At 71.3% G+C, this 19,757-nt stretch carries 21 protein-coding genes; 10 read left to right on the forward strand and 11 right to left on the reverse strand.

Annotated features, from left to right (window positions below; all coding sequences use genetic code 11):
* Window positions 1-5: 5 nt before the first annotated feature.
* Window positions 6-638, reverse strand: coding sequence for a dihydrofolate reductase family protein (locus tag ACLQ3F_RS28565; protein ID WP_425852550.1), 633 nt, complete (start codon window positions 636-638; stop codon window positions 6-8).
* 137 nt (window positions 639-775) lie between these two features.
* Between ACLQ3F_RS28565 and ACLQ3F_RS28570 the strand changes: the two genes are divergently transcribed.
* The 3 genes from ACLQ3F_RS28570 (at window position 776) to ACLQ3F_RS28580 (ending at window position 5,283) form a co-directional block, all read left to right on the forward strand.
* A complete protein-coding gene (locus tag ACLQ3F_RS28570) occupies window positions 776-3,541 on the forward strand; it encodes a BTAD domain-containing putative transcriptional regulator (protein ID WP_425852607.1) in 2,766 nt (921 codons plus the stop codon).
* Between the two features lie 94 nt (window positions 3,542-3,635).
* The gene (locus ACLQ3F_RS28575) at window positions 3,636-4,355 is read left to right on the forward strand and encodes a hypothetical protein (RefSeq protein ID WP_425852552.1); all 720 of its coding nucleotides are present in this window, start codon (window positions 3,636-3,638) and stop codon (window positions 4,353-4,355) included.
* A 43-nt stretch (window positions 4,356-4,398) separates the two neighbouring features.
* On the forward strand, window positions 4,399-5,283 hold the full coding sequence (locus ACLQ3F_RS28580) for a hypothetical protein (RefSeq protein ID WP_425852554.1): 885 nt from the start codon (window positions 4,399-4,401) through the stop codon (window positions 5,281-5,283).
* A 114-nt stretch (window positions 5,284-5,397) separates the two neighbouring features.
* Here ACLQ3F_RS28580 and ACLQ3F_RS28585 read toward each other — a convergent pair whose 3' ends face one another.
* Window positions 5,398-6,027 (reverse strand): TetR/AcrR family transcriptional regulator, encoded by a 630-nt coding sequence (locus ACLQ3F_RS28585; RefSeq protein WP_425852556.1) that lies wholly within the window; start codon window positions 6,025-6,027, stop codon window positions 5,398-5,400.
* Window positions 6,028-6,105: 78 nt separating this feature from the next.
* On the opposite strand from ACLQ3F_RS28585, the gene ACLQ3F_RS28590 reads away from it, so the two are divergent.
* On the forward strand, window positions 6,106-7,023 hold the full coding sequence (locus ACLQ3F_RS28590; RefSeq protein WP_425852558.1) for an alpha/beta fold hydrolase: 918 nt from the start codon (window positions 6,106-6,108) through the stop codon (window positions 7,021-7,023).
* Between the two features lie 25 nt (window positions 7,024-7,048).
* Here ACLQ3F_RS28590 and ACLQ3F_RS28595 read toward each other — a convergent pair whose 3' ends face one another.
* The 6 genes from ACLQ3F_RS28595 to ACLQ3F_RS28620 form a co-directional block, all read right to left on the reverse strand.
* A complete protein-coding gene (locus ACLQ3F_RS28595; protein WP_425852560.1) occupies window positions 7,049-8,236 on the reverse strand; it encodes an NAD(P)/FAD-dependent oxidoreductase in 1,188 nt (395 codons plus the stop codon).
* A gap of 82 nt (window positions 8,237-8,318) precedes the next feature.
* Window positions 8,319-9,263, reverse strand: coding sequence for an RNA polymerase sigma-70 factor (locus tag ACLQ3F_RS28600; RefSeq protein WP_425852562.1), 945 nt, complete (start codon window positions 9,261-9,263; stop codon window positions 8,319-8,321).
* A 184-nt stretch (window positions 9,264-9,447) separates the two neighbouring features.
* Window positions 9,448-10,668, reverse strand: a complete 1,221-nt coding sequence (locus tag ACLQ3F_RS28605; RefSeq protein WP_425852563.1) for an MFS transporter — start codon at window positions 10,666-10,668, stop codon at window positions 9,448-9,450.
* Window positions 10,669-10,744: 76 nt separating this feature from the next.
* Entirely contained in the window at window positions 10,745-11,224 is a 480-nt protein-coding gene (locus ACLQ3F_RS28610) for a hypothetical protein (protein ID WP_425852565.1), read from the reverse strand.
* Between the two features lie 9 nt (window positions 11,225-11,233).
* Window positions 11,234-11,578 carry a GNAT family N-acetyltransferase gene (locus ACLQ3F_RS28615; protein ID WP_425852567.1) on the reverse strand — a complete coding sequence of 115 codons (345 nt, stop codon included), beginning with the start codon at window positions 11,576-11,578 and terminating at the stop codon, window positions 11,234-11,236.
* 10 nt (window positions 11,579-11,588) lie between these two features.
* Window positions 11,589-12,182 (reverse strand): TetR/AcrR family transcriptional regulator, encoded by a 594-nt coding sequence (locus ACLQ3F_RS28620; protein WP_425852609.1) that lies wholly within the window; start codon window positions 12,180-12,182, stop codon window positions 11,589-11,591.
* A gap of 629 nt (window positions 12,183-12,811) precedes the next feature.
* Between ACLQ3F_RS28620 and ACLQ3F_RS28625 the strand changes: the two genes are divergently transcribed.
* Window positions 12,812-13,081 carry a hypothetical protein gene (locus tag ACLQ3F_RS28625; protein WP_124859437.1) on the forward strand — a complete coding sequence of 90 codons (270 nt, stop codon included), beginning with the start codon at window positions 12,812-12,814 and terminating at the stop codon, window positions 13,079-13,081.
* Window positions 13,081-14,118, forward strand: coding sequence for a hypothetical protein (locus ACLQ3F_RS28630; protein ID WP_425852569.1), 1,038 nt, complete (start codon window positions 13,081-13,083; stop codon window positions 14,116-14,118). The genes ACLQ3F_RS28625 and ACLQ3F_RS28630 overlap by 1 nt, the downstream gene beginning before the upstream one ends.
* A 47-nt stretch (window positions 14,119-14,165) precedes the next feature.
* Here ACLQ3F_RS28630 and ACLQ3F_RS28635 read toward each other — a convergent pair whose 3' ends face one another.
* Window positions 14,166-14,696 (reverse strand): SRPBCC family protein, encoded by a 531-nt coding sequence (locus ACLQ3F_RS28635; protein WP_425852570.1) that lies wholly within the window; start codon window positions 14,694-14,696, stop codon window positions 14,166-14,168.
* Entirely contained in the window at window positions 14,697-15,008 is a 312-nt protein-coding gene (locus ACLQ3F_RS28640) for an ArsR/SmtB family transcription factor (RefSeq protein WP_425852572.1), read from the reverse strand.
* A 98-nt stretch (window positions 15,009-15,106) separates the two neighbouring features.
* Between ACLQ3F_RS28640 and ACLQ3F_RS28645 the strand changes: the two genes are divergently transcribed.
* Window positions 15,107-16,036: an LLM class F420-dependent oxidoreductase gene (locus ACLQ3F_RS28645; protein ID WP_425852574.1), complete on the forward strand. Its 930-nt coding sequence runs from the start codon at window positions 15,107-15,109 to the stop codon at window positions 16,034-16,036.
* A gap of 33 nt (window positions 16,037-16,069) precedes the next feature.
* Here the strand turns inward: ACLQ3F_RS28645 and ACLQ3F_RS28650 are convergent, their stop codons facing one another.
* A complete protein-coding gene (locus tag ACLQ3F_RS28650; protein ID WP_425852576.1) occupies window positions 16,070-16,492 on the reverse strand; it encodes a hypothetical protein in 423 nt (140 codons plus the stop codon).
* Window positions 16,493-16,681: 189 nt separating this feature from the next.
* Between ACLQ3F_RS28650 and ACLQ3F_RS28655 the strand changes: the two genes are divergently transcribed.
* The 3 genes from ACLQ3F_RS28655 to ACLQ3F_RS28665 all read left to right on the forward strand — a co-directional run bounded on the left by ACLQ3F_RS28655 (window position 16,682) and on the right by ACLQ3F_RS28665 (window position 19,688).
* Entirely contained in the window at window positions 16,682-17,365 is a 684-nt protein-coding gene (locus ACLQ3F_RS28655) for a hypothetical protein (protein WP_425852577.1), read from the forward strand.
* On the forward strand, window positions 17,362-18,633 hold the full coding sequence (locus ACLQ3F_RS28660; protein WP_425852579.1) for an FAD-binding protein: 1,272 nt from the start codon (window positions 17,362-17,364) through the stop codon (window positions 18,631-18,633). The genes ACLQ3F_RS28655 and ACLQ3F_RS28660 overlap by 4 nt, the downstream gene beginning before the upstream one ends.
* Window positions 18,634-18,776: 143 nt before the next feature.
* Complete coding sequence (locus ACLQ3F_RS28665) at window positions 18,777-19,688, forward strand: alpha/beta hydrolase (protein WP_425852581.1); 912 nt, start codon at window positions 18,777-18,779, stop codon at window positions 19,686-19,688.
* Window positions 19,689-19,757: the final 69 nt, after the last annotated feature.

Here is a 19,757-nt window from a genome sequence, read left to right on the forward strand (position 1 = left end):
TCGCTTCAGGAGAGCACGCGGTAGGTGACGTGCAGGACCGCGCTTGCCGCCCGTGCCGTCACCTGTTCGAGCTTCAGCGACGGGACGCCGTCGAACAGCCGCACACCGGCGCCGAGGGTGAGCGGCACCATGTGCAGGCGCAGCTCGTCGACGAGGCCGGCGGCGAGGTACTGGTTGATGGTGGTCGCACCGCCGTGGATCAGGATGTCGCCGCCACCGGCCGCCGCGCGGGCCCGCGTGAGGGCCGACTCGATCCCGTCGGTGACGAAGTGGAAGGTGGTGCCGCCCTCCATCGGCTGCGGCTCCCGTGCGTGATGGGTGAGCACGAACACCGGCTTGTGGAACGGTGGGTCGTCACCCCACCAGCCGTTCCACTGCCGATCCCACGCACCGCGCACGGGGCCGAACATGTTGCGCCCCATGATGACCGCCGACGCGTCGGTGATCTGGTCGATCTCGGCCTGGTTCTCCTCGGCGGCGTCGAACATCCAGGCGTGCAGCCTGCGGCCCCCGCCGTCACCGCCGTCGTCGCCGAACGGGCGTTCCTCGGTCTGGTTGAGCCCGGCCGAGTACCCGTCGGCGGAGATGGTCTGGTCGACGATCACCTTGCCGTTACGTGTGGTCACAGCGCTCTCCATCTGCGCACCTCCCTGCCGTAGTGCGCTAGAGGCTAGCTCCCGGAGTCCGGTTCTGGTGTCCCCCTGGATCGTGTCCAGTGCGCGACGAACGGATCGAGCATGCCGGGGTGGAGATTTAGCCTGATTCGGTGATCTCGATGGTTGGTACGGGCGTGCGGGTCAGGCTGCTCGGGCCGGTGGAGGTGGTCGTCGCCGGCGCTCCGCAGGCGGTGAACGGTGTACGCCGCAAGGCGGTTCTGGCCACGTTGGCGCTGCACGCGGGCCGTGTCGTCAGCATCGACCGGCTCGTCGACGTGGTCTGGGGCGACCAGCTACCGGCCACCGCGGCGAACACGTTGCAACGCCACGTGTCCTACCTACGCGGGGTGCTCGGTGAGCCCGGATCGATCGTGGCGCGCCAGCCCGGCTATCTGCTCGACACCGGGCCGGACTCCACGGACGTCCAGGCCGCCGAGCGCCTCATCGAGCTGGCCCGGCGCTCGACGGACCCCAACGAGCAGGTGAAGCACCTGACGGCCGCGGTGGCACTGTGGCGGGGCCCACCGCTGGCCGACGTGGCCGGGTCGGCCTGGCTTGAGGAGCAGGCAGAACACCTGGCACGCCTACGGTTGGAGGCCGAACGGTCGCTCGCCGAGGCCCGGCTGTCCGTCGGTGAGCACGCCGGCCTCGTCCCCGGGTTGGAACGGCTCGTCCGACAACACCCCTTCGACGAGCACCTGCACGCGCAGCTGATGCTCGCCCTGTACCGCGACGGCCGGCAGGGCGAGGCGGTCGCCACGTACCGGCGGTTGCGCGACAACCTGCGGGAGAACCTCGGCCTCGACCCGGGTCCGCGGCTACGCGACCTGGAGTGCGCCATCCTGCGCCAGGACAGCGCCATCGCCGCACCGGCCCCGGCGGCACCGACGCGGGTGGCGGCGCAACTGCCTCCTCCCGTACCCACGTTCACCGGACGCGACGCGGAGCTCGCCGCCCTCGACGCGCTGATCGACCGGGGCGGCACCGTAGTGGTGTCCGGGACGGCCGGCGTCGGCAAGACCGCCCTCGCCGTGCACTGGGCGCACCGCGCGGCCGAGCGCTTCCCCGACGGGCAGCTCTACGTCAACCTGCGCGGCTTCGACCCGGCGGCCACACCAACCGAACCGGTGCGGGCGCTGCACGGTTTCCTGGAGGCGCTCGGCGTTCCGGTGGCCCGGATGCCCCGCGACCTGGACTCGATGGCGAGCTTGTACCGCACGACGGTGGCGGGCAAGCGACTGCTGGTGGTGCTGGACAACGCGCGCGACGCGGAGCAGGTCCGGCCGTTGCTGCCCGGCTCACCGGACTGCCTCGCCATCGTCACCAGCCGCGACCAGCTCATCCCGCTGGTCGTCACCGAAAGCGCCCAACCGGTGCCCCTGGACCTGCTGAGCCCCGGCGAGGCCCGCGACATGCTGGTCCGCCGGCTCGGGGAGAGCCAGGTCGCCGCCGAACCCGCCGCGGCCGACACCATCGCCGACCGGTGCGCCCGGCTGCCCATCGCCCTGGCCATCGTGGCCGCCAGAGCCGCCACCAACCGGCGCTTCTCGTTGGCCGCCGTCGCCGGCGAGCTGGGCGACCTGGACGCCTTCCGCGCAGGTGACGAGGCCACCGACGTACGGGCGGTCTTCTCCTGGTCGTGCCGGACGCTCAGCCCGGCCGCGGCCCGACTGTTCCGGCTGCTGAGCCTGCATCCCGGCCCGGACGTCTCCGCCCCGGCCGTGGCCAGCCTGGCCGGCGTCGACGGACAGGCGACCGGCCCTCTGCTCACCGAGCTGACCCGGGCGAACCTCTTCACCGAGCACACGTACGGGCGCTACGCGTTCCACGACCTGCTGCGCGCGTACGCCGCCGACCTGGCCGAGGAGGCCGAGCCGCCGGCCGAGCGTCGGGCCGCCATCCACCGGCTGCTCGACCACTGCCTGCACACCGCTCACGCCGCCGACCTGGCGCTGCACCCGCACTTCAGCGCGATCAGCCTCCCGCCACCCCGGGCGGGTGTGACGCCGGAACGCCCCAGGAGCCGATCGGCCGCCGCGGCGTGGTTCGCCACCGAGGTCCCCGTCCTGCTCGCCACCGTGCCGCTCGCGGCGCGGTCCGGGTTCGAGGGACACGCCTGGCAGCTCGCCTGGACCATGGCCGGCTTTCTGCACCGGCAGGGGCACTGGCAGGACTGGCTCGGCACACAGCAGATCGCTCTGGCCGCCGCGTCCCGCATCGGGGACCAGGCGGGGCAGGGCCACGCGCACCGCAGCCTCGGTCTCGCCTGCTCCCGGCTCCGACGGTACGACGAGGCCGACGACCACCTGCGGCGCGCACTCGACCTGTTCACCGACGTCGGCGACGACGCCGGACGGGCGCACACCTGCCTGAACCTTGGTCAACTGGCCGAGCGGCAGGGGCAGCACCAGCAGGCGCTGCACCATTCCCGGCGGGCGCTGACCCTGTTTCGAAGGGCCGGAAACCGGGCCGGGCAGGGGTACACCCTCAACGCGGTCGGTTGGCAGGAAGCGCTGCTCGGCAACTACCACAAGGCCCTCGAATCGTGCGGCCAGGCGCTGCGGATGTTGCAGGAGGTGGACGACGTCCAGGGGCAGGCCGACACCTGGGACAGCCTCGGCCACGCCCACCACCAGCTCGGCGACGACCGGCGGGCCATCGCCTGTTACGAGCACGCACTCGAACTCTTCACGCAGGTCAACGACAGGTACGCCGAGGCGGGCACGTACGTCAACCTCGGCGGCAGCCACCTGGCGCTCGGCGACGTCCCCGCCACCCGTGCCGCGTGGCGGCGAGCCCTGACCATTCTCGACGAGCTCGGCGATGCCGACGCCGACTCGATCCGCGCCGACCTCGAACAGCTCGACGCCACTCGGCTGCGCTGACGTACGTCGCTTTCAGCGCCGTTTCCGGGCCGCTTCAGCGCCGCCCGGCACTCTTCGGACACCAGTCTCTTCCGCATCAGGAACGGAGCGTCCGATGAGTCTTCTGGCACACCGCCTCGCGGTGATCGGGGTGGTCAGCGCGACGGTGCTGGCCATGTCCTCCGCCGCCGTCGCCCAGACCGACAAGCCGCAGCAGAAGGGCGCCGACTGCGTGGTCCAGCACGTCGACGAGCGCGGCAAGGTCCTCCGCACCGAGACCGCGCCCGAGGGCCGGGAGCACGGCCCGTTCCGCTGCGTCGGCGGGAAGTGGACGTTCGCCTGGGCACCCTTCGGGGCGGACGACATGATCACTGCCGCCGAGATCCAGATCGAGCCGTCCGGAGCCGTGTCGGTCCAGCGGTTCACCGGCCCCGCGCTCGGCAACGACCTCACAGTGGGCGAGATCGCCGGCATCGCCCAAGCCGTCAGCGGAAGCCGGGAGGTGCTTGTCGACCGCGCCATCGTGGCGGTCGACGACGGCAAGGAGCGGACCCCGGAGCAGATCGAGGCGCTGCTGGCTGGCAAGGACGACACCGGGGTACGGGTGCTGGACACCATCGAGAAGCCCGACGCCGCCATGTCGACGAAGGACGTCATCGACGAGGCCGGCGGGACACCCGAGACGACTGTCGTCTATTTCAGCCTGTGGGGTGCGATCAAGTCGGTGTTCGCCTGGATCGTGGACACGATCGGCGAGATCGGTGAGTGGATCGACGACCACTGCGAGTGGGGGTCTCCCAACACCACTGGCGACATCGTGACGTGTCGCTGGTAGCCCGTCCCACCCCGCCGACACCGATCACGGAAATGAGGACAGCATGACAACTCTGCGGGACATCACCAGGCGCGCCACCATCGTCACGACCGCCCTGATCGTCGGACTGACGGCTTCGTACGCCCCGTCCCAGGCCGCCGAGGGGGAGGCCCGGACGACGATCACCGACCACACCGGTGCCCCGGGCGCGATGCTTCGACAACTAGAGGACCTGACTGGTCGGCCCGTCGGCGACCTGGACAAGGTGCTGGCCGTCGACACCGGCGGGCGGACCCTCACCAGCGACCAACTCGCGGCGCTCGCCGCCGGCAAGGAGGTCGACGGCGTCAAGGTCGTCGGCACGATCCCGGGCAGCCGGGACGTGCTCGGCACGACAATGGCCGACCTCGCCGACGGCACGTACGACGGCACTGGCGACGGCGGGACGGCGACGTCCCTGCTCTTCGCCTCGTCCACCTCCGGCGGCCGGGAGTGGTGCCTGACCATGTGCGTCGCGTCCGGCAAGTCCGTCTGGGAATGCCTGCTGTCGCGCCGGACCGGGGAGCTGATCCTCACCCTCGACCTGGCCGGCGGCACCACGGTCGGCGGGACGAAGGCGGCCTTCGAGAAGGCGAATGGTGTCGCCGTCGACGGCCCGTCCAGCGTGCAGACGCTCATCGGCGACGGCGAGCCGTCGGCGGACGAGATCAGGACACTCCTCGACGGCAGGGACATCACGTCGTTGCGCCGGGTGGCGACAGTGGACCGACCGGACCCGGAGTGGGCGCTGGCCGACATCGCCGAGAAGTCTGGCGTCGTCTACGCGAAGACCAAGGGCCACCTCTTCACCCTCAACCTGCCGATCCTGGGCAAGATCCTCGTGTTCTGCGTCTCGCAGGACAACGGGAAGACCTGGAAGTGCTCGGCCCGCCAGTGGGGCGGGTTCTGACCGGCAGGCCGTCCACCGTCCCGCTCCGCCCGACCTCCCCGGTCGACGCGGAGCGGGGTTCCGGAACACTCATTCTCGCGAGCATATGGACAGCCTTGACGGCGGCGACGGGCATCACCAGACGACTTCGCCGGGGCCATGGGTGTCCATTGCGCTACTCGAGGTAGTGGGTGTGGTGTCCGGGATGCGGGCGGCGGCTGCGGCGACGGTTGCCAGGTCTTCGCCCGAGAAGCCGGCGCGGCTCAGCACCGCGAGGGATTTGTTCGTTGCCAGCGTGCACAACGCCAGCTCTGCCGCCGACGGCTCATCGGCCCCCGCCGCCAGCAACGACTGCTCCAGCATCGCCCGCAAACCGTCGATCATGGCGCGGACCATCGCCTGGCCCTCCGCGTCGAGGGCCGGGAACTGCGTCGCCGACACCGTGAGCAGGCAGCCGTCCGGGACCGTCGGGTCGGCGATGCGGTTCAGGGTGACCTGCAGGTAGGCGGCCACCACGGCGCTCGGGCTCGGGTGGGGGCCGGACAGGGCCTGGTCGTACAGCGGGTGGTAGGTCTGCGCGTACCGTTCGAGGCTTTTCCGGAAGAGGGTGCTCTTGTCGCCGAAGGTGCCGTAGAGCGAGCTCCGGCCCAGGCCCGTGCCTTCGGTGAGACGGTCGATCGAGGCCTCGGAATAGCCCCAGCGCCAGAAGACGTGCATCGCGCGTCGTAGCGCCTCGTCCACGTCGAATTGCTTGCGGCCCGCCATGTCGTCAGCCTACAGATCTTGCACCGATCGTTTCAAGAATCTTGTACCGATCGTTTCAAGATGTGTATGGTCGCCGGCATGACAAACCTGAGTTCGCTACGGCTGCCCGACGGGTTCACCGACGTCTTCACCAGCCGCCTCGTGGAGGTGAACGGGCTGCGGCTGCACGCGGTCACCGGCGGCGACGGCCCGCCGCTGCTGCTGGTCGGCGGGTGGCCACAGACCTGGTACGCCTGGCGGGAGGTAATGCCCGCACTCGCCCGCGAGCACACCGTCGTCGCCGTCGACCCACGCGGGGCCGGGCTCTCCGACAAGCCCGACGACGGTTACGACGCCGGCACGCTGGCCGCCGATCTGGTCGCTCTGATGGCCGCGCTCGGGCACGACCGGTTCGACCTGGTCGGCCACGACATCGGCATGTGGACCGGATACGCCCTCGCTGCCGATCACCCCGAGCGGGTGGGCAGGCTCGCCGTCGTCGACGCCATCATCCCCGGTCTCACGCCGACCCCGTCCGTCTTCAGCTCGGACGCGGTCAACCAGCGGCTCTGGCACTTCGGCTTCAACCGGCTCACCGACCTGAACGAAGAGCTGGTCCGGGGGCGGGAGCGGCTCTTCTTCGGCTACCAGTTCGCCAAGAAGGCAGCCACCCCTGAGGCGATCCCCGCCTACGTCGTCGACGTCTACGTCGAAGCGATCGTCGCGGATCCTCGCGGGCTGCGGGCGAGCTTCGGGTACTACCGGGCGCTGGACGAGACGATCGCGCAGAACGAGCAGCGCAGGAAGACCCGACTGACGCTGCCGGTGCTCGCCGTAGGCGGCGCGCGGTACACCGGCGCGATGGTCGCCGAGACGATGCGGCTGGCGGCCGACGATGTCACCGGGGTGGTCCTCGACGATTGCGGCCATTACGTGGCCGAGGAGCAGCCGGCGCGCTTCACCGAGATCCTGGAGGGCTTCCTCGGTGGCGAACCGGTAGCAGGCGTGCACGGCTGACACATCGGGGCCGCCCAAGCGCCGCTCAGGACGAGGCCGTGCGGATCTCCGATCGGGTGGGGAAGACGCGGTGGCGGCGGACCGGGTACAGGACCGGGTGCGCCATGCTCCAGGCGGCGCCCGCGCAGACGAACTCCTTGTACCGGGCCGCCAGCTTCCCGGTGAGCTGGGCGGGCCTGGCCCGGTCGTCGGCGGTCACGTACTGGATGATGCCGTCGCGGCGACCGAGGCTGATGCACTGGTTGACGTAGCGCAGCGGGGCCTTGGGGAACTTCGCCCGACCGGTCAGGCGTGCGGCGATGGCGTCTGCGGCCTGCCATGCCATGGGGATGCCCGAGGCGCAGGACATCCGCAGTGGCTTGCCGCCCGGTCCTTCGGCGATCGCGGCGTCGCCCACCGCGTACACCTCGGGGTGTGAGACCGACCGCATGCTGGCGTCGACGATGATCTGGCCGGTCTGCGCCACCGCCAGGGTCGTGGCGGCGGCGATGGGGTGCACGGCGAAGCCCGTCGTCCACACCGTCACCTGGGCCGGGATCTCCCGACCGTCGCGGGTGACCGCACCGTCCGCCTCGACCCGCGTGATGTCGGCGTGCTCGTGCACTGTGATGCCGAGCCGGTCGCAGACGCCGCGCAGGTGCTGCTGCGCCTTGCCGTTGAGCCAGTCGCCGAGACCGCCGCGGGTGGCGAGCGCGACGTCGAGGTCCGGCCGGGCCTCCGCGATCTCGGTGACCGCTTCGAGGCCGGTGAGGCCCCCGCCGACGACGAGCACGGTCCCGCCGGCAGCGAGGTGGGCGAGGCGGTCGCGCAACCGCAGCGCCGAGGGCCTGCCGGCGATGTCGTACGCGTGCTCGGCGACCCCGGGAACGCCGTGGTCGGCGGTGACGCTGCCGAGGGCGTAGACAAGCGTGTCGTACGTGATCTCGTCGGTGCCGTTGTCGTCGACGAGCGCGACGGTCCTGCGGTCGGCGTCGACGGCGGTGACCCGCGCCTGCCGAGGCGTTACGCCGGTGCCGGCGTAGACCTTGCTCAGTGGGCGTGGTGTGAGGTCCTGTCCGGTGGCGAGTTGGTGCATGCGGACCCGCTCGACGAAATCCGCGTCGGCGTTGACGAGGGTGATCTCGGTGTCGTCCGGGTGCAGCCGCTTGGCGAGACGCCCGGCGGCCATGGCTCCGGCGTAACCCGCTCCGAGGACGACGATGCGGTGCTTCATGGTGGCACTCCTGTCTCGGTGGTGGTCGCTTCCTGAACCGGACAGCGACGCGATTCCTGACAGGAGTCGGCTATGAGCTGGATCACCAGACGCGGAGGGTGGGCTCCTCGTGCTCGGAGGCGGACCACTGCCGGGTGGCGCGGACGAGCTTGTCGGGGTTGACCTGGTTGTGGATGGCCGCGACGCCCTCGGGCGTCACCTCCAGCGACATCACGCCGATGACCCGGTCGTCGATCACGACCACCACCGCCGGAGCGCCGTTGGCGGTGGCGACGTGCACGGCTGGGCTGCCACCCACCAGGTCCCGTTTGACGTCGGTCGGCTTGAACAGGCCACGTAGGAACTTCGACACCGCCAGCGCGCCGACGATCGGCGCGGCCCGGGCCGGGATCTTGCCGCCACCGTCGGCGGTGCTCGTCGCGTCACTGGTCAGCAACTCCACCAGCCGCTGGATCTCGCCGTTGTTGGCCGCCGTGAGGAACTCCGCGACGACCTTCCGGGCGGTGGCCCGGTCGACCTCCGCGGGGGCCCGTTCGGCGGTGACGTGCTGTTTGGCGCGCCGGTAGGTCTGCTGGCAGTTCGACTCGGTGATGCCGAGGATCTCGGCGATCTCACCGTGCGGGTAGCCGAATGCCTCCCGCAGCACGTACACCGCGCGCTCGTTGGGTGACAACCGCTCCAGCAGGGTCAGCACCGCCATCGAGACGGACTCGCGCTGCTCGGCGGTGTCGAGCGGGCCGAGCATCCGGTCCCCGCCGAGGACCGGCTCGGGCAGCCACGTGCCCACATAGGTCTCCCGCCTGGCCCGCGCCGAGGTCAGCTGGTTGAGGCACACGTTGGTGAGGACCTTCGTCAGCCACGCCTCGGGCGTCTCGACGTGTTCCCGGTCCGCGCCCTGCCAGCGGAGGAAGGTGTCCTGGACGGCGTCCTCGGCGTCGCTGGCCGAACCCAGCAGGCGGTAGGCGATCGCCTCCAGGCGGGGCCTGGAGTGCTCGAACACCTCGACCTCGTCCGGGCTGAGCGGCATGACTAGACAGTATCCGGGCGGGCGGTGCCGCCGTCCCGGTGCCCGTCCCACCGCTCGCGCCATGATCAAGTGATGAAAAGTAGCTTTGAGCGCTGCTCCTGACCTACTTTTCATCACTTGATCAACGGATCGCCCGGCACGACTCGCCTCTCAGGCGACCCATCCGGTACGCGGGTGAAGCCGGTCAGCGGCTCGCCGGACCCGTCCCAGCCGTCCGGCGTGGTGTGGACGCGGCCGGCGTCTCGTCGTACGGCGTCGACCGGCGGCGGAACGTCGCCATCACCACGGCGGTCAGGCAGATTGCCGCGGCTGCCATGAGCGGCGGGCGGGCGCCGAGGTGGACGGCCGCGGAGCCGAGCGGTATCGCCACGACGAGCGGTCCGAACATCGCGGTGTTGGCCGTCGCGGAGACCCGTCCCAGCAGCGCTGACGGCGTGTGGGTCTGTACGGCGGTCACCGCCGCGACCAGGGTCCAGGGCAGCCCGACGCCGGCCACCGCCGCCCCGACGACAGTTGCCGGCCACCACGGCAGGCAACGCGTCAGGCAGCCGACCGCGAACAGCGCCGTTCCGGCGACACCGACGGCCACGGGACCTCTCGCCGCGATGAGCCGGCCGACGATCAGGCCACCGAGAACGGAACCCGCGCCCTGCGCGCTGGCCAGCACACCGAGGAACGTCGTCGGCAGGCGTAGCTCGGTCACGACGATCGCGTAGATTCCCGCGGTCGTGAAGCCGGACATGGCTATCGACACCGCGGCGAGCACGACCGCCAGCCGTGTCGCTCGCTGTCCGAACAGGACCGCCAATCCGGCACGTGGGTCGTTGCCGCCTTCGGTGGGCCGGCCGGTGGGCGCACCGTTGAGGCGAAGGAGCGCGTACAGGGTGGCGACCAGGACCGGCATGGCGGCGCTGAGGACGGCGACCGCGTGGCCGCCGCGCCACGCGTAGAGGCCGGCCCCGGCCAGGGGAGCGACGAGCTTCATGCCCTCCTGCGCGCTGGAGCGCCACCCGTTGACGTCACCGAGTTCGGCCGGCGCGAGTGCCGACGGCAGCAACGCGGTCTCGCCGGCGTCGATCAGCACGTAGCTGACGCCGTAGGCGCACGCGACGGCGAAGATGAGCCAGGTCTGCCCCGGCCCGCGCACCGCGAGGAGTGCGAGCAGGGCGGCCGCCAGCATGAGGTTGACGGCGATGACCAGCGGCCGCCGGGCCGCCCGGTCGAGCAGACCGCCCAACCACGGGCCGGTGAGCACCGGGGCGTAGACGCAGAGCCCGGCGAGGGCGGCGAGGCTGGTGGAGCCGGTGAGGTCCAGGATCCAGATGCCGGCGACCAGGGACATGGCGCTGCTGCCGAAGCCGGACAGCAGGGAGATCGCCACGAACAGGCCCACGTTGCGACGCATGAGCACTCCGAGTTGAGTCGAGGTGACTCATATCCTCAAGCTTGAGCGGAACCGCAGGCAATGCTGCTGGCCTTTGTCAATCAATCGTTGACAGGGCGACGTCGATCTTCCTCGCGGCGGTCCGCGCCGGCGCGGGCAGTCGCTCACCCGCTCCGGCGAGATCGGTGGTGAGGTGCAGGGCCAACGCGTGCAGCGAACCCGGGGCCGCGTCCAGCGCGGCGTCCACTGTGCTCCGGACGAGCGCCGCTCGACGAAATCGGCTGTCCCACCGCTGGTCGGCCCCGATCCACCGGGCCAGGTCGGCCACCGCCGCCCGCAGCGCCGCGATCTGCTGAGGCATCCGGAGGTCGAGCTGCTGCCGCCGGGACCACCGTGCCGCCACCAGCCGTTGTCGACGCTGCTCGGCGGCCTGCCGGCTGCCGAGGCCGAGTGCCGTAGCGATCTGAGCCCACGTCGTACCGTCGTGGCGTGCGCGGTCGATGAGTTCCAGCTCCTGCTCGTCCAGGCGGGCGCGGGTGGCGCGGACCTCCGCCAACCGGGCCAGCTCCGACGTCATCCGTCAACGTTACATTGACACTGTCGGAGTCTGGGCGGCGATCGTGTTGGGTGCGCGAACCATGAACACGTCCACCGCATCCTCGGTGTCGAGGGTGAAGCCGTGCCGCTCGTACAGGCTGCGGGCCGGGCTGCCCCGCAGCACGTTCAGCCGGACCGGCGTGCCGGCGCTGTCGCACCGGCGCAGCAACTCGCGCAGAACTGCTGTGCCGATGCCACTGCCCTGTAGCCGCGGAGCCAGGTAGAAGTGCTCCAGCCAGTGGGCGTCCGCGGCGGGCCGCAGCACCACCGCCCGCAACTCGGCCACCGCCTCGACGTCCGCCGCCGAGGCCGGCCGAAGCTCCCAGTTCGCCATGATCAATAAGCTATCGCGGCCCGGTGACCTCGTGTTGGCGCAGCCCCGCGACGAGGAGTTCGACCATGCGACGCGCGTCATAGCGGGGTTCGCCGGCGCCGATGCAGAGATTGCCGACACCGCGCAGCAGCTCGAAGGCCCTCACGTCGGGGCGGATCTCGCCAGCCGCGGCAGCGGCGTCGAGCAGTTGGGCGCACACCGGCAGGAGCCGGTCCAGGAAGTAGGCGTGCAGCGCCTCGAAGGCCGCGTTGTCGGACTGTAGCGCCTCGGCGAGGCCGTGCTTGGTGACCAGGAAGTCGACGAAGATATTGATCCACTGGGCGAGGGCGGCGTGCGGTGTGTCGCTCTCCGCCAAGAGCGTCGGCCCGGCCTCCGCGCACGCCTCGACCTGGTGTCGGTAGACGGCGACGATGAGGTCGGCGCGGGTCGGAAAGTGGCGGTAGATGGTGCCCACACCGACGCCGGCCCGGGTGGCGATGTCCCGTACGGGCACGTCCACGCCCGAGGTGACGAAGGCCGAGGCGGCGGCGGCCAGCAGTGTCGCCTCGTTGCGCCGGGCGTCGGCCCGCTTCCGCGGGGTCGGCCTCCCTGGTTCGCCGTCGATGTCGACCAACGCGCCGTTACCTCCCACTTGGCAAACGGAACAGCGTCCCGTGTCATTGTTAGCGGAACGGGGTTCCACTTGACCAGGATGCCAGATCGGGTGGACCAGTCGCCACCGCCGCGGACACCGCGCTCCCGGCCGACCTGCTCGGGCGCTGCCGCTGCCCGATCCAGGGTGCCTGAGTAACCGTCGCACCCCGCCCTTCCGGGCTCTTGTCGCAATTCGGACAAGACGGTAAATCCCCTGGTAGGGCACCCTTGGGGCAGGTGGAGGTAGACGGGTGGCGGGCCACATCCCGATCCTCCGGCCCGGTGGGGACAACATCGTCCGCACCGGTGCCGCCCGCACCCAGCCCGGCCTCGAAGCCGTGGCGGTCACGGCACAGCTGCCGTGCCGATCGCGCGTACGACAGGCCGTGGCTGTCACCGACACCCCTGCGGGCGCCCGCAGCGGTGCCTCCGCCCATCGGGACAAGGACGTCAGCACCATCGGCAGTCAGGCAGCGCCGGCCGCTGGTCGTGCCCGCCGTCCCCGTGCCCCGCCGGCCTTTCGCACTGTGGACCCCGCCGGGGTCCGGCGTCGCTCGACCGCGCGCCGAGGCCCGGCGACCGAGCAAGAAAGGGCCCGACATGGCCGCTCCCACAGCAACCGCAGCCCTGAACGCATCCGTCTTCGCGCCGGGTGACCAGATGCTGCTGACCGTCACCTACTCAGACGCCGACACCAAACCGCTGACCGTCACCATCGTGGTCACCGACGCGCAGGGCAACAGCAGCGCGCCGGTCAAGGTCACGGCGGTCATCGACCCGCTCACGGTCACCGTCACCGACAACTCCGGACGTACCTGGACCCGGGTCTCCGACAACGGCTCCGTGGCCGTGTATCGGTCGGTGGCGTGATGCCCAGGGTCACCGTCCAGGTCCGCGACGCCGCCGGCAACACCGCGACGGCGGCCGCCGACTACAGCCTGAGCCAACCCGTGCTCGGCGGCTACTACCTCTCCGGAGGCGCCGACCCGACCGCCGACATGGCCGGCGGCAACTTCCGGTCGCTCACCCAGTACCGCAGCTTCGCCGACGGCTACATTTTCCCCGGCTACAACCGGCCCTGGCTGGTCAACCTGGGTAAGGCCGGTGTGCAGATGAACATGGTCCTGGAGTTGAAGAGTTACGGCGCCCCGAACTACGGGCCGCAGAGCTTCACTGTGGACGGCGTCAGCTACACGGTGCCGGCCCCGTCGATGACCATCCAGCAGCGACCCGGCACCACCTGGCCGAGGGCGTACGGGTACAACCAGGTGATCAAGGGGCAGTGCGACGGGTTGTTCGCCCGCGCCCTGTCGCAGTACCGGGCGCTCGGTTTCGGGGTGAACATCCAGCTCGCCTCGGAACTGGACACCGATCACGAGTTCGGCACCACCGAGGACGGGAAGGCGTACACCTGGGCCGAGTCGGACGCTCGCGCGGTGCAGGCGATGAACTACATCCTGACGTGGTTCAAGGCGCGGACCCTGCCCACCGGGACGACCTTCTCGGTGGGGTTGGGCGGCTTCGACCGGGAATGCTTCCAGCGCACCCACCCGGAGTCGCTGATGTCCCGCCTCGACTACCTCCAGTGGAACGTGTACGGCACCAACGCCAGCCACACCGCGCTGGCCCGGTTTCGGCGTACCAAGGACTGGGCGGTGGCGGATCTCGGCCCGGTGGCGCTGTCCCGACCCGTGATCATCGCGGAGTGGGGCGTCAGGGTCGCCGAGATTCCGAACCAGGCCGCCTGGATCGCCACCGTCCCGCCCGCGATCGCCCAGCTCAACGCCGAGCGCGGGCCACGGATCGTGCGCACCAACTACTTCAACTCCGGCTGGGGCACCCTGGTGCCGAAGGCGGTCGGGTTGACCGCGCTGCGCGAGGCGTACGCCAAGCGGCCGTACGTCTGACCGGGTTCCGGCGGCTCCGGGCTCCGGGGCCGCCGGAACTGCACCGGTCAGCCCTCACCGAGCCGTTCGGCGTACGCGTCGCGCAGCTCGGGCCAGCCGAAGTCCTTGGCCTCCGCGCCGCGGATCGGGCCGACCGGGTCGCCGTCGAGCAACTGGTCGGCCACGTCGAGGCAGAGGTGCCAGCCGGCCGCGACCATCGGCAGCATGCCCCGGTCGGCGACGGTGTGCCGCAGGGTGAGCCGGGTGCCGCTGCCCAGCGGGCTCAGCTCCCAGCGCAGCAGGTCGTCGCCCCAGGTGTACTCCAGCAGGTGCGGCGGCTCGGCCCGGCGTACCGTCGTCGGGGCCTCCTGGGTGGCCTCGCCGTCGACGAGGGTGAGCACGGCGGCGCCGGCGTTGCCGAGATCGCGGTCGGCGAGGAACGGCGCCCACTGCGCGAGCTCGGCCGGGTCGGTCAGTGCCGCCCAGACGGTGGCTGGCGGATGCCGCAGGTCGCGGACGAAGACGAGGGTCGCGCGAGCGTCGTTTCGCTCGGCGCGTACGTCGGCGGGTGGGCTCGGGCGGAACGCGTCGCGGTCCATTCACTGCTCCTGACTGTCGAGGTGCCGTTCCAGGGCTTCCAGGTGTCGGGCCCAGAGCCGCCGGTACGGGTCGAGCCAGCCGTCGACGACCCGCAGCGGGCCGGGGTCGAGGCGGTAGATCCGCTGTCGGGCGGCCGTCCGGCAGGTGACGAAGCCGGCGTCGCGAAGCACCCGCAGGTGTTTGGAGACGGCTGGCTGGCTCACCCCGAGCCCGTCGACCAGCTCGCCGACGCTGCGTTCGGCGTCGCGGAGCTGATCGAGGATCCGGCGCCGGGTGGGCTCGGCGAGGACGGTGAAGGCGTCGGTGGACACCTTCCCAATATGCCTCCTCCGTCATATGACTGTCAAAGCATATGACGACGGTCGTCGTCCCGACGCGCCACCGCCGATCGGCTCCCTATGCTCGGATCATGGAACTTCGGATCTTCACCGAGCCCCAGCAGGGTGCCAGCTACGACCAGTTGCTCGCCGTCGCCCGCTGCGCCGAGGACGCCGGCTACGGCGCGTTCTTCCGGTCCGACCACTACCTGAAGATGGGTGACGTGAGCGGCGAGCCCGGCCCCACCGACGCGTGGACCACGCTCGCCGGCCTGGCCCGGGAGACCAGCCGCATCCGGCTCGGCACGCTCATGACCGCCGCCACCTTCCGGCTGCCCGGCCCACTGGCGATCACTGTGGCGCAGGTCGACCAGATGAGCGGCGGCCGGGTGGAGCTGGGCATCGGCACCGGCTGGTACGCCGAGGAGCACAGCGCGTACGGCCTCGCGTTCCCGCCGCTGGGCGAGCGGTTCGACCGGCTGGAGGAGCAGCTCGCCGTCATCACCGGGCTCTGGGCCACGCCGCCGGGGGAGCGGTTCGACCACGACGGCCGGTACTACCCGGTCCGGAACTCGCCGGCCCTGCCCAAGCCCGTGCAGCAGCCCCGTCCTCCGATCCTGCTCGGCGGTACGGGCCCGAAGCGCACCCCTCGGCTGGCCGCCCGCTACGCGGACGAGTTCAACCTGCCGTTCGCCTCGGTGCCGGACACCGCGGCGCAGTTCGACCGGGTACGCGCGGCCTGCATCGAGATCGGCCGGGACCCGGCCGAGATGGTCTGGTCCAACGCCCTGGTGCTTTGCTGCGGGCGCGACGACGCCGAGGTGGCCCGCCGCGCTGCCGCCATCGGTCGCGATCCGGACGAGCTGCGGGCCAACGGTCTGGCCGGCACGCCCGCCGAGGTGCTGGACACCATCGGCCGGTACGCGGAGATCGGCAGCGAGCGGCTCTACCTCCAGGTGCTTGACCTCAGCGACCTGGAGCACCTGGAGCTGGTCGCCGGCGAGGTGATGGCGAAGCTCTGACTCGGTCGGGTGGCCGTGGGACGACCTCGCCGGTCAGGCCCGGTGGAAGCCCGTCCCGACCGCGTTCGGGTCACCCAGCACGGTGTCCAGCCGCCCGTCGCGGTCACTGTCCACGTAGGTGATGTCCGGGATCCCGTCACCGTCCACGTCGATCTGGACGACGTCGGCGACGCCGTCACCGTCGAGGTCGGTGACCACCTCCACCGAGCCGTCCAGGTGACGCGTCACGATCGACTGTGCGCCGGGGGCGCGCGGCGGCGGGCCGGGTGCCGGCACCGGCGTCGGGGCGGGCGCGGGCGTCGGTGTGGGCCGAGGACCGGGCGTCGGCGACGGGTGGCTCGAAGACCCGCCGGCCGGCGGCGCGCTGGCCTGCTCGACCTCGGTGCCGGTCGGGTCCAGCTCCTCCTCGGAGGGGAAGACGTCGCCTCGTGCGGCCGGATCACGGTAGCTGCTCATGGGCGTAGGGTTCCCCGACGACGACGAGAACAACCGTGCCCGATCGACCGGTGTCCCTGGTGCCCGGTCTGGCGGAAGATGTCGGGACCGACGCCACGGTCATGAAACGGGGGTCCGAGCGTGGAACTGCGCCGGAATCGGGGGGCCCGTGCGCTCGCCTCGGTGTGCGTACTCGGTGGAGTGCTTCTGTTGGTCTATCCCAGCGACGGCGCCCTGCTACGGACGATCATCGCGGTGGGGGCGATCGCGCTCGGCGCGGTGGCGCTGGTCAGCGCGATGCGGCCGTTCCGGTTCGGGATCCACTCGGAAGGGCTCAGCATCCGGCGTCCCGGCCTGCGCCGGGAGATTCGGTGGGACGAGGTCGACACGCTCGTCCTCGACGAGCCGCCCCGACGCGACGGCTACGCGAGACCACCGCGACTGTTGCTGGTTCCTGTGCAGGGTGTGCCCCGTGAGCTGGTGACGGCGCGCCACCCGTCCGACGGTCGCCCGGCCATCGAGTTGCTCGTCCTCGACCAGGTCCGTGAGCAGCCCGAGCAGGTGTCGGCCGCGTTGACCCGCTATGCCGGCGACCGGTTCGTCGACCTGCTCGCGGTGCGCCGCGCCGCCTTCGAGGCACCGGAGCTCATGATCGGTCTGCGTGGCTACCAGATGGACCGGGTCGACCGGTTGATCCGACGCGGCCAGGACGCGCTGATGTCCGGGGACACGTCAGCCCGGCAGGCGGCCCGTGGGGAGATCGAACTCGCCACCAGGGCTGGTCTGCCGATCGCCCAGCGTGGCTACAACACGTCCGAGACGGATACCGTTCTGGGTGCCCTCGTCGCCGCGTTGGCCGACCACCAGAGCACCGATCGGGAGACCGCCACATGACCGCGCAGGGATCGCACGCCGCGTCGACCACTGACGTTCCGCGCCGCAACTGGGCCGGCAACGTGCGGTACGCCGCGAAGGCGTTCCACCGCCCCACCTCCGTCGACGAGCTGCGCCGGCTCGTCGCCGGCAGCAGCCGGATCCGGGCGGTGGGCAGCGGGCACTCCTTCAACCGTCTCGGCGACACCGACGGTGACCTGGTCAGCCTCGCCGGGCTGCCCCCGGCCGTCGAGGTGGACCACGAGCGCGGGCAGGTCACAGTGAGCGGCGCGATGCGCTACGGCGACGTCGCCCGACAGCTGCACACCCAGGGGTACGCGCTGGAAAACCTCGCCTCGCTGCCGCACATCTCGGTGGCCGGCGCGGTGGCCACCGCCACCCACGGCTCCGGTCAGACCCACGGCAACCTGGCCAGCGCGGTCGCCGGCCTCGAACTGGTCACCGCCGACGGCGACCTGCTGCGGGTCGACCGCGACACCGACACGTTCGCGGGCATGGTGGTCGGGCTCGGCGCACTCGGCCTGGTCACCCGCGTCACGCTGGACGTCGTGCCGACCTTCGCGCTGCGCCAGTACGTACGCCTCGACCTGGACCGGACGGCGTTGGACGAGGCGCTCGGCTCGGCGTACAGCGTGAGTGTCTTCACCGACTTCCGTACGCCCCGGCTGCGCGAGGTGTGGCGCAAGCAGGTGGCCGACGAGCCGTCACCGCCGGCGGACTGGCTGGGCACCATGGCGGCCGACCAGCCCCGGCACCCGGTGCTCGGGATGCCGGCGGAGAACTGCACCCCGCAGCTCGGCGAGCCGGGCCCGTGGCACGAGCGGCTGCCGCACTTCAAGCTCGGCTTCACCCCGAGCAGCGGCGACGAGCTGCAGTCCGAGTATCACGTCGCGCGTACGGCGGCGGCGGACGCGCTCGCCGCCCTGGACGACGTGGCGGACCTGATCGCCCCGGTACTGCTGGTGTCCGAGCTGCGGACGGTGGCGGCCGACGAGCTGTGGCTCAGCCCGAACTACCGGCGCGACAGCTTCGTGCTGCACTTCACCTGGGTCGACGACACCGCGGCGGTGCTGCCCGTGGTGGCCGCCGTGGAGGAGCGGCTGGCGCCCTTCGCGCCCCGCCCGCACTGGGGCAAGGTCTTCGTCACCGACCCGGCCGAGCTGTCCGCCCGCTACCCGCGCTACGACGACTTCGCCGCGCTCCTGGCCGACCTGGACCCGAAGGGCACGTTCCGCACCGAGGCCATGGACCGCTACTTCCCCCGGTGATCCAGCGCGTGTCATAGCGCGGCGGCATGGGGCGGCTGGGATTGGTGGGGTGCGAGACCCCGAGCGGACACTGACGTCTGTCGATGAGTCTCATCGTCCGGTCCCCGTCCCGGGGCCGTCGGCTCCACCCCTCGGAGCGAGACATGCAGCCCGTACCCGCCATCATCCCCGAACCAGTCGCCCCTCGCCCCCGCCGCGCTCTGCGCTGGGCGCTCGCCCTCGCCGTGCTCGGCGCCGGACTGGGCGCAGCGGCGCCGGCCGCCCACGCCGCCGCCAGCCCCTACGAGCGCGGCCCGGCCCCCACCGTGGCCAGCATCGAGGCCAGCCGGGGCGCGTTCGCCATCGCCCAGAGCACCGTCGCCGCCTCCAGCGTCAGCGGTTTCCGGGGCGGGACGATCTACTACCCGACCAGCACCGCCGAGGGCACCTTCGGCGCGGTGGCGATCTCACCCGGCTACACCGCCACCCAGTCCAGCGTGGCCTGGCTGGGGCCTCGCCTCGCCTCGCAGGGCTTCGTGGTGATCACGATCGACACGTTGTCCCGCTACGACCAGCCGGCCAGCCGGGGCGCGCAACTGCTCGCAGCCCTGGACTACCTCACCAACACCAGCGGCGTGCGTACCCGGATCGACCGCAACCGGCTCGCCGTGATGGGGCACTCGATGGGCGGCGGCGGCAGCCTCTCGGCGGCGAACTCACGACCGCAGTTGCAGGCCGCGATCCCGCTGACCGGCTGGCACACCGTCAAGAACTGGTCCGGCGTACGGGTGCCGACGCTGGTCGTCGGCGCGGAGAACGACTCGGTGGCGCCGGTCTCGTCGCACTCGGAGCCCTTCTACACCAGCCTGCCGTCCACGCTGGACAAGGCGTACCTGGAACTCAACAACGCCAGCCACTCCGCGCCCACCTCGACGAACGTGACGGTCGCCAAGTACAGCATCTCCTGGCTGAAGCGCTTCGTGGACGACGACACCCGCTACGACCAGTTCCTCTGCCCCGCACCCGCGCCCTCCACAACCATCCAGGAGTACCGCAACACCTGCCCCCACTCCTGACCCCGCGCGTTCCTTTCGTTGATCATGGGGTTGACGGTGCCGAGGTCGGCGTGTCGCGCTGCTAACTCC

Source organism: Micromonospora sp. DT15, from assembly GCF_049841475.1.
Lineage (GTDB): Bacteria > Actinomycetota > Actinomycetes > Mycobacteriales > Micromonosporaceae > Micromonospora.

Bases quoted from the DNA above. Each gene is read 5' to 3' on its own strand.
- ACLQ3F_RS28565 (WP_425852550.1), bottom strand. From the start codon at position 638: ATGGAGAGCGCTGTGACCACACGTAACGGCAAGGTGATCGTCGACCAG.
- ACLQ3F_RS28570 (WP_425852607.1), top strand. From the start codon at position 776: ATGGTTGGTACGGGCGTGCGGGTCAGGCTGCTCGGGCCGGTGGAGGTG.
- ACLQ3F_RS28575 (WP_425852552.1), top strand. From the start codon at position 3,636: ATGAGTCTTCTGGCACACCGCCTCGCGGTGATCGGGGTGGTCAGCGCG.
- ACLQ3F_RS28580 (WP_425852554.1), top strand. From the start codon at position 4,399: ATGACAACTCTGCGGGACATCACCAGGCGCGCCACCATCGTCACGACC.
- ACLQ3F_RS28585 (WP_425852556.1), bottom strand. From the start codon at position 6,027: ATGGCGGGCCGCAAGCAATTCGACGTGGACGAGGCGCTACGACGCGCG.
- ACLQ3F_RS28590 (WP_425852558.1), top strand. From the start codon at position 6,106: ATGACAAACCTGAGTTCGCTACGGCTGCCCGACGGGTTCACCGACGTC.
- ACLQ3F_RS28595 (WP_425852560.1), bottom strand. From the start codon at position 8,236: ATGAAGCACCGCATCGTCGTCCTCGGAGCGGGTTACGCCGGAGCCATG.
- ACLQ3F_RS28600 (WP_425852562.1), bottom strand. From the start codon at position 9,263: ATGCCGCTCAGCCCGGACGAGGTCGAGGTGTTCGAGCACTCCAGGCCC.
- ACLQ3F_RS28605 (WP_425852563.1), bottom strand. From the start codon at position 10,668: ATGCGTCGCAACGTGGGCCTGTTCGTGGCGATCTCCCTGCTGTCCGGC.
- ACLQ3F_RS28610 (WP_425852565.1), bottom strand. From the start codon at position 11,224: ATGACGTCGGAGCTGGCCCGGTTGGCGGAGGTCCGCGCCACCCGCGCC.
- ACLQ3F_RS28615 (WP_425852567.1), bottom strand. From the start codon at position 11,578: ATGGCGAACTGGGAGCTTCGGCCGGCCTCGGCGGCGGACGTCGAGGCG.
- ACLQ3F_RS28625 (WP_124859437.1), top strand. From the start codon at position 12,812: ATGGCCGCTCCCACAGCAACCGCAGCCCTGAACGCATCCGTCTTCGCG.
- ACLQ3F_RS28630 (WP_425852569.1), top strand. From the start codon at position 13,081: ATGCCCAGGGTCACCGTCCAGGTCCGCGACGCCGCCGGCAACACCGCG.
- ACLQ3F_RS28635 (WP_425852570.1), bottom strand. From the start codon at position 14,696: ATGGACCGCGACGCGTTCCGCCCGAGCCCACCCGCCGACGTACGCGCC.
- ACLQ3F_RS28645 (WP_425852574.1), top strand. From the start codon at position 15,107: ATGGAACTTCGGATCTTCACCGAGCCCCAGCAGGGTGCCAGCTACGAC.
- ACLQ3F_RS28650 (WP_425852576.1), bottom strand. From the start codon at position 16,492: ATGAGCAGCTACCGTGATCCGGCCGCACGAGGCGACGTCTTCCCCTCC.
- ACLQ3F_RS28660 (WP_425852579.1), top strand. From the start codon at position 17,362: ATGACCGCGCAGGGATCGCACGCCGCGTCGACCACTGACGTTCCGCGC.
- ACLQ3F_RS28665 (WP_425852581.1), top strand. From the start codon at position 18,777: ATGCAGCCCGTACCCGCCATCATCCCCGAACCAGTCGCCCCTCGCCCC.